Annotated in this window: 8 protein-coding genes; 6 read left to right on the forward strand and 2 right to left on the reverse strand. The window is 48.2% G+C overall.

What is annotated here, in order from left to right; all coding sequences use genetic code 11:
* Positions 1-103 precede the first annotated feature (103 nt).
* The gene (locus tag D3P08_RS22955) at positions 104-2,035 is read left to right on the forward strand and encodes a sensor histidine kinase (RefSeq protein WP_240647716.1); all 1,932 of its coding nucleotides are present in this window, start codon (positions 104-106) and stop codon (positions 2,033-2,035) included.
* Positions 2,036-2,050: 15 nt separating this feature from the next.
* On the opposite strand, the gene D3P08_RS22960 is transcribed toward D3P08_RS22955, so the two are convergent.
* Together D3P08_RS22960 and D3P08_RS22965 are read right to left on the reverse strand one after the other, a co-directional pair.
* Entirely contained in the window at positions 2,051-2,293 is a 243-nt protein-coding gene (locus D3P08_RS22960; protein ID WP_240647714.1) for an NHLP leader peptide family RiPP precursor, read from the reverse strand.
* Between the two features lie 198 nt (positions 2,294-2,491).
* Positions 2,492-3,412: a hypothetical protein gene (locus D3P08_RS22965; RefSeq protein WP_119602457.1), complete on the reverse strand. Its 921-nt coding sequence runs from the start codon at positions 3,410-3,412 to the stop codon at positions 2,492-2,494.
* A gap of 322 nt (positions 3,413-3,734) precedes the next feature.
* On the opposite strand from D3P08_RS22965, the gene D3P08_RS22970 reads away from it, so the two are divergent.
* The 5 genes from D3P08_RS22970 (at position 3,735) to D3P08_RS22990 (ending at position 6,996) form a co-directional block, all read left to right on the forward strand.
* Positions 3,735-4,304: a C40 family peptidase gene (locus D3P08_RS22970; RefSeq protein WP_119602458.1), complete on the forward strand. Its 570-nt coding sequence runs from the start codon at positions 3,735-3,737 to the stop codon at positions 4,302-4,304.
* Between the two features lie 101 nt (positions 4,305-4,405).
* Positions 4,406-5,443, forward strand: coding sequence for an NADH:flavin oxidoreductase/NADH oxidase (locus D3P08_RS22975; protein ID WP_119602459.1), 1,038 nt, complete (start codon positions 4,406-4,408; stop codon positions 5,441-5,443).
* 10 nt (positions 5,444-5,453) lie between these two features.
* Positions 5,454-5,813, forward strand: coding sequence for a LapA family protein (locus D3P08_RS22980; RefSeq protein WP_119602460.1), 360 nt, complete (start codon positions 5,454-5,456; stop codon positions 5,811-5,813).
* Positions 5,814-5,815: 2 nt separating this feature from the next.
* A complete protein-coding gene (locus D3P08_RS22985; RefSeq protein WP_119602461.1) occupies positions 5,816-6,757 on the forward strand; it encodes a TRM11 family SAM-dependent methyltransferase in 942 nt (313 codons plus the stop codon).
* A 32-nt stretch (positions 6,758-6,789) separates the two neighbouring features.
* Positions 6,790-6,996 carry a hypothetical protein gene (locus tag D3P08_RS22990; RefSeq protein WP_119602462.1) on the forward strand — a complete coding sequence of 69 codons (207 nt, stop codon included), beginning with the start codon at positions 6,790-6,792 and terminating at the stop codon, positions 6,994-6,996.
* The last annotated feature ends 568 nt before the right edge of the window (positions 6,997-7,564 follow it).

Below are 7,564 nucleotides of genomic sequence, written 5' to 3' on the forward strand. Positions count from 1 at the left end.
TATTCTCATAGGGATAGTAGAGAATAAAGATAGGAAAAATTTGCAGAACATTGTCGATTTTTATAAGAATTTATAAAAAGAAGGTTGATCCGAGGTGTTGAACATGAATCTTCCGTCCCGGCTTATATTTATACGTTTATTTATCGCTGCAGTCGTTACGGGACTGCTCCTGGCGCCGCAATCCTCAAGCGCGGCAGACTCGGAGGGGGATGCAGATCGGATCACGAAATGGCAAATGCTTTGGGAACAGCCGGGCGACGAGAGAAGTATCGAACAGGTAGAAGCATTGGGTGACGAGAGTTGGCTAACGGTTCATGCGGGCCGCAAGTATCCGAACGCGCCGGATGGCGTCACTTCTGCTTGGCTTCGAATCGAGCTGCCGGAATTGCCGCAGATGAGATCGGCCATTTATATGGAGAAGCTGCTAGCCAAAAATATACAAGTTTTTGTTAATCATAAGCTAGTCTACGAACATTCTCGCGTATATCCGTATTACTTGAACCAGTTAATCGTTCCGATTGAAAGCGACGAAGCGGGCGCTTCGGTGTTTCTCCATATTCGCTCTGCTACTGAACGATTAGGCTTGCAAGAATCCATTGCAATCGGCGAGTATCAGCATTTGTTGAAGAAATTCATGAACAATGGCATTTTCGACGTCATTCTTGGCTCGTCTCTCATCTTGATTGGATTATTTATGTCTGTAAGCGTTGTATTATTCAACCGTTCCCTGTTTCCCGAGTGGAACTCTTTAAGCATCATTATCATTTCGATCGGCTTCATGCTTATCGCATACTCACCTTTTCTCCACTCCAATTATTCGCAATACGGTCGCATAGTTTACTATTCGTTCGACGTAGCGTCGTCGGTGCTGCTTCCGTCGTTGTTTTATTTTTTCGAAAAGGTCTTTGGCAAAGGTCCTCGTGGACTGATCCGGATATTCAGGATTCTGCATACCTACTTGGCTTTTGTTTTCCTAGGGTGCATGTTATGCGGCATTTGGCTGCCCAAAGTGTATGATATCTACTTGTTGTTCGGCACGCCATTATTTGCATTATCCTTTATTTGCAGCATCGTTGTTTTGGTCATTTTTTTAATTCAGTTCTGCAGACAGAGCAATAAGGACGCGATTATCCTTACCAGTGGTTTTAGTCTATTTGCTTTTATCGGTGTAGGAGAGATGGTTTGGTATTTTATTAACAGCCGCAATTACCAATTCTTCTATTGGAAAGTGGGGGTCATCCTCTTTATCATTTCTCTTATCGTCATTTTGGTGAGGAAGGTAACAGAGAATTACAGGCAGATGATCAAATATTCCAAGCAGCTGGAAATATTTAATAATGAGCTGCAACGGTCAGAAAAGATTGAGATGATTAGTCAGTTAGCGGCTTCCGTTGCGCATGAGGTGCGAAATCCGCTTCAAGTCACGAGGGGCTTCCTGCAGTTGCTTGGGGATAGAGCGGCTCCCGATAAAAATAAAACCTACATGAATCTAGCGATCAGCGAATTGGACAGGGCATCCGAGATCATTACGGACTTCCTTACTTTCGCCAAGCCGGGGGTCGATCTTACGACTTACCTGAATCTGTCGGAAGAAATTCATCAGATCAAAGCAATTGTCATGCCACTCATCTCCATGCAGGGCGGTGTTCTTAGAGTACAGGTTCAGGAGCATATTTATATACGCGGCAATTCTTCTAAGCTTAAGCAGGCCTTGATCAATATGATAAAAAATAGTATTGAAGCGTTAGGAGAAAACGGCCAAATTTCCATCCGCGCAGAGAGGCTGGACCATTCGAATAAAATTTTAATCTGTATCGAGGATAATGGAGAAGGTATAGAACCGGAAGATCTTAAACGTCTGGGCGAGCCGTACTATTCGAAGAAGACAAAGGGAACGGGTCTAGGGCTAATGGTGACCTATCGCATTATTGAAGCCATGCAAGGCGAAATCACTTATGAAAGTGAGAAAGGGCGGGGAACGAAGGCATACATATCGATTCCCGCGGCAATGGAAAGCGCCGATGCTATCAGCTAGCCTCGGCGCTACGTTTTACACCCACATTGGTCCTTGAACGGAATTCTGAAGAAGATCGGAAGGTTTTTGAGGCAGAACGAGGTAATAAGTATCCTCGGTTTCTTCCAGTATTTTTATGTTCACTTCGTTTGGAATGATTACCCCGAATGCCTCTTCAATCGCCCCTTTTGGATCAGCGATAAGTCTTTCTTTGAAGTAGGGGTCGGACCAAGCTTTTGTAATAATCTTCTCGCGGAGTTCTTGCTCATTGTTCGCCAAAAGAATCATCCTCTCAAATATGTATCGCATTACCAAATTTAGTGTATCACGATAATTCGACAAATTCTACCACTTTTTTACTAGTCTGATTGAACTATCGAATTCGATATGCTGGTTCTTTCTACATAAATAAAACTTGAACCTAGGATGAAGTTCAAGCTTTATGGAATGAACCTATATGGTTTTCCGCCGAATCGATTAAGAGAGAAACCGATTTATACCGCCGCCTAGCAGCTTGCGCTTTTGGTTTTCAATCGTTTCCGCTGTTTGAACTAGAAACTCAACCATATAGGCATGATAGCGAACGAGGTCAGGAAGAGGAAGTTGTAATTTTAAAATCAGATCATGATTTCGTTTTGCTATCTCAGCCAATCGTTTCAGGCAGCCAAGCACATAGATTTGTGTCTCCACCTTCTCTTTTGTTAATTCGCCTGCTTGCATACCAGCATCATGAGCGACCATCGCAATCAACCCGTTATAGCTGCCCTCTGCGAAGTCTATCCGCCAATCCGCCCAATCATCCAGCATTTGAAGCGTCATCAGCGAGAGATCCACTGCCGACTCGATGACCGGGATCAGTTCTTCACGTCCGGCTAGGAGACAAGCCCCCGTGCTGGACAGCTTGATTGGACCGGCCTTGCCTGCGGTGCGAATAGGGTCGTTGATGAAATAATTCGCAGTATGCTCATTCATCACACAATCCGCCCAAGTCGTAATATATCGGCCGTAATAGGTCCAGAATGGACTATCCGAGGGGAACAACCCGCGAAGGACGCTTAACATTTCGAGGTGCAGCAAATTCGCAAGCGCGAGCTCTCCTTTTACATAGGTCTGAGTCGGGTTGTCCATTACATCATCTTGAATAAAAAAGTAAAGCATGCCATATACATTGGCAAGCGTCAGTCTATTGCACTGCTCGTCTGAGATTCCGGTCGCGTCCTGAAGCCAGTAAGGAAGCAGCACGCATATGTAATCTTGTCCGTTATGCTTGGCGGGATCAAAGCTCGCCGCATACCGTAATCCGATTTCGTTAAGAGGCGCAGGGAAAGCCTCGATTCTTTCAAGAGCTGAGGCAAAAACAGCATTCACATTCGTTTGATAGCGCTCCAACCATTCCATCAGCAGTCACCCGTTCATGCGTAGAGTCGATATATTCCGGTTTGTTCTTCATACTGATGACTATACCATGCCAGCTGTCAGTATTTGCAAAATTTTCGAGAATTCTTTTTCGCTTACAGGTTGAGTAAAGGTGAGAAATCCATTAGAATGGAAATGAATTAGCCGCCGTTCAAAAAATATTCACATTTTCTCTATCATGTGACGCAAGCATAACTGGACTAAAGTCGTGGGGTCGTCTATTACTTAAGAAGGTTATGTTATGAACCCATCTGGCTTAAAGTAAATACAAGAAGAAGTTCTTTCATGTGGAGGTCAGTAGAACATGAACAGAGAGAAAGATATATATATCCTTTTAACAGACACCGGAACTGTTTTTACGAGAATCATTCGTTCCTTTACCAAGGATCCTCTTAACCACGCTTCCATCGCGTTCGATGAAGATTTGAACGAAGTGTACAGCTTCGGCCGGAAAAATCCGAACAACCCATTTTTTGCAGGATTTGTGCGGGAAAATGTGCGCGGCGAATTTTTTAGCGATTCCAATTGCGCGCTCTACCGGTGCAAGGTTAGTCAGTCGACGTATACTAGCATTCGTTCGCAAGTGCAGCATTTTGTGCAGTACCAGGAATTGTACAAATATAATTTAGTCGGCATCCTGGGCGTGTTGTTCAACATTGAGTGGGAGAGAAGATATGCGTACTTCTGCTCTCAATTCGTTGCGACCTTGTTCGAAAGAGGCGGCATGAGTCTCGTCGATAAGTCTCCGCTCCTTGTGAAGCCGGGAGATTTGCAGCAGAACCCGCAGCTCGAGCTGGTCTACCGCGGCAGACTGCACGAATATTTAGGCTGCGAGACCGTTACGGCGGCCGAAGGCGCATTTCGCACAGCGTAGTGGAAAGATCTCCGTCAGGGGGTCTTTTTTTGTTTGCTGTGTGCAGAATATGGTACATTAACAAGGTAAGCATGAGTATTGAAGATGAGGAGGCATGGGATATGGTGAACGCTTATACGCTGGACTCACCGTTTTCGATAAAAGGTCTTACGCTGCGCAATCGCACGGTCATGGCGCCTATGTGCCAATACAGCGTGGAAAAGAAGAACGGAATCGCAACAGATTGGCATTATGTGCATTATGTGTCCAGGGCGGTCGGCGGAATCGGATTAATTATCGTCGAGATGACCGATGTTGAGCCGGACGGCCGCATTACGGACAACTGCTTGGGATTATGGTCGGACGCACATATACCCGCGCTTAAAAGAATCGTCGACGGAGCGCATGAGCACGGCGCCAAAATCGGGATTCAAATCGCTCATGCGGGACGAAAAGCGGAGGATGCGGCTGAGCCGGTAGCGCCATCCGCGATTGCTTTTGACGAGAAATACAAAACGCCCCGCGCTTTGACGACAGAAGAAGTGAGGGCGATGGTGAAGAAGTTCGGGGACGCTGCCCGCAGGGCGATTGAAGCCGGCTTTGACACGATCGAGCTTCATGGAGCGCACGGCTACTTGATTCATCAATTTCATTCGCCGAGAACCAATAAGCGCGAGGATGAGTACGGCCAGGATTTGACGAGGTTCGGCCGCGAAGTCATCCAAGAAGTGAAGAAGCATATGCCGGAAGATATGCCGCTTATTTTCCGCATTTCGGCATTGGAATACGCGGAGGACGGGTATGACCTGAATGACGGCATTGATCTGTGCCGCGCATATGTGGAAGCCGGCGTCGATATGCTTCACATTTCGACGGGGGGTGAAGGCGCCCCAAGTCCATCGCGGTTTATAAAGCCGGAGCCTGGCTATCAGGTTCATGCGGCTCACACGATCAAGGAAGCGGTTGGCGTGCCGGTAATCGCCGTAGGCCTGCTTGAGGACCCATCCGTGGCGTCCAGTGTCCTGACTGAAGGCAAAGCCGATCTCGTCGCCGTCGCCAGGGGTTTGCTGCGCGATCCCTATTGGGCGCTGCATGCGATTCAGGCTACCGGAGGCAGTATCCGGGATCAAGTTCCCGAGCAGTACAAAAGAGGCTTCTAGGAGGGGTTCCATGAAGGGGCAAGGAATGCTTATTTCAGCGTTTGCCTTTGCGCTCATCATCGCGATATTTGCCGTGATTAACGTAGAGCCGGTTCAAGTTAATTTCTTATTTGCTCAAACCTCAACTCCGCTTATCCTTGTTATTTTGGTTTCAACGCTGCTAGGCGGCTTGACCGTCGGTTTGTTCGGCATGATTCGGATATTCCGGCTGCAAAGAACCGTTAAAGCTTTAGAAAAACGGACCGCAGAGCTCTCGGCGGAGGTGGAGCCGTTCGAAACGTATCATGCGATGGATCATGCGGCTGCGTCGAAAGAATCGGAAGCCCAGGCGGAGGCTGTTCCAGCAGGCGGAGACAGGGAGTTCAAGTAAGGATGGAAGTCCTGTATACATACGCCAGACATGAGGATGAGGCGGAGCTATGCGGACTTGAGCTTCGCTCCATGCTTGGCGGCGATGGCGATGCGGCGATCGGCAGCGGAACCGCATATGTCGTATCGGATCAGCCGCCCGATGTGAACCGCAGTCCATTTTTTAAGCGGCGCTTGGAGAAGCGATTCGCCGACGCGAATTTGCAGGAGCTGCTCGAGCGGCTGCCTGACATTCTCCTTCACGGGCGAACCTTTAAGGTGCTGTACATGCAAGGGGACGAGCCCTTCGATTACAGGGAACAGCGCGAGCTGGAGCGGCTTGCGGGAGCGCGTCTGCAGGGGAAAGCGGATATGAAAAAGCCGGAGCTCTTATTCGGCCTCAGCAAGTACAAGGGACAATGGCTGTTCGGCCCCTGTGAAGAGAACGAAGCTCTATGGCTTCGGCATCAACATAAGCCGCAAAACTATTCGACCGCACTCCCGACTAGGGCGGCCAGGGCGCTTGTTAACATCGCCGCCGGTTCCGCGCATCCGGACGCGGTGCGGCTTATCGATCCATGCTGCGGAATGGGCACGGTAATCATTGAAGCGCTGTCGATGGGCATGCGCATTGCCGGGATCGACGCAAACCCGCTTGCTGTTCGGGGCGCGCGCAACAACTTAAACCACTTCGGGTATCCGGACGTGGTGAGACTTGGCGATATGAAGGATGAGACGGAGCATTACGACGCCGCGATTGTAGACCTTCCTTATAATTTATGTTCCGTTCTTTTGGCTGAGGAAGCGCTGGAGATGCTGCGTGCTGTAAGACGAATGGCGGACAGAGCCGTTATTGTCGCGACGGAGGACATGGAATCGCGGCTTGCTGAGGCATCATTCCGGATCATTGATCGGGCGATACTGTCTAAAGGCTCTTTTACGCGGTTTATAAGTGTAGTAGAATAGGAAGCATGTGGAGCATAAAGTGAGGTGAGTCTATGTCTGCAAATGAAAATAACGAAGCAGCAGCGCAGCAAGCGAAGCCGATGTCGCAAGCCGAACGCGCCAAGCAGCTTCTTGCGCAGAAAAAGCAAAATGCGGCTGGTGCAAAGCCGGGACAGAAACATCTTTCAACAGGGACTCAGGAGCTGAAGAGTCAGAATACGAAAAAGGTTAACAATCAGCGGAAAAAGATGGGTGTCTGACCCGAATCGCATAATTGTGAAGAACGCCGGCCGCATTTGCGGTTTGGCGTTTTTATATTTTGTGGTGGACGTGATGCTGCTTTGCTGGGTTTGCGCCATAGTAACGTCACACGAGATTAACTGGTGGGAGTTGGCTGAGTTTGAGCGAATAGTAACGCCACACGTGATAATCGGTGTTAGCGGTTTGGGTTCGAGCGAATAGTAACGCCACACGTGATTATTGGCGGAAGTGAGCAGAGTTCGAGCGAATAGTAACGCCACGCGTGATTATTTGGCGGAAGTGAGCAGAGTTTGAGCGAATAGTAACGCCACACGAGAATAACTGGTGGAAGAGGGCTGAGTTTGAGCGAATAGTAACGCCACGCGTGATTATCTGGCGGAAGTGATCAGAGTTCGGATGACGTAAAATAAGTTGTGTACCAAGTTTTGGTTCTTCACAGAACACAAAAAAGTAGGGTATCCTCGGGATTGCTGAAGTCACCGAAGGAGGACCCTACTCAATGACTACTATACCCGAAAATCTGTTTACTGATCTACTTGAAAATACTGTTACAAAGCTTCTGAAAGA

This window comes from Paenibacillus nanensis (assembly GCF_003583765.1).
GTDB lineage: Bacteria > Bacillota > Bacilli > Paenibacillales > Paenibacillaceae > Pristimantibacillus > Pristimantibacillus nanensis.

Excerpts from the sequence above, each read along its gene's own strand:
- D3P08_RS22955 (WP_240647716.1), top strand. The coding sequence starts at position 104 with ATGAATCTTCCGTCCCGGCTTATATTTATACGTTTATTTATCGCTGCA.
- D3P08_RS22965 (WP_119602457.1), bottom strand. The coding sequence starts at position 3,412 with ATGGAATGGTTGGAGCGCTATCAAACGAATGTGAATGCTGTTTTTGCC.
- D3P08_RS22970 (WP_119602458.1), top strand. The coding sequence starts at position 3,735 with ATGAACAGAGAGAAAGATATATATATCCTTTTAACAGACACCGGAACT.
- D3P08_RS22975 (WP_119602459.1), top strand. The coding sequence starts at position 4,406 with ATGGTGAACGCTTATACGCTGGACTCACCGTTTTCGATAAAAGGTCTT.
- D3P08_RS22980 (WP_119602460.1), top strand. The coding sequence starts at position 5,454 with ATGAAGGGGCAAGGAATGCTTATTTCAGCGTTTGCCTTTGCGCTCATC.
- D3P08_RS22985 (WP_119602461.1), top strand. The coding sequence starts at position 5,816 with ATGGAAGTCCTGTATACATACGCCAGACATGAGGATGAGGCGGAGCTA.
- D3P08_RS22990 (WP_119602462.1), top strand. The coding sequence starts at position 6,790 with ATGTCTGCAAATGAAAATAACGAAGCAGCAGCGCAGCAAGCGAAGCCG.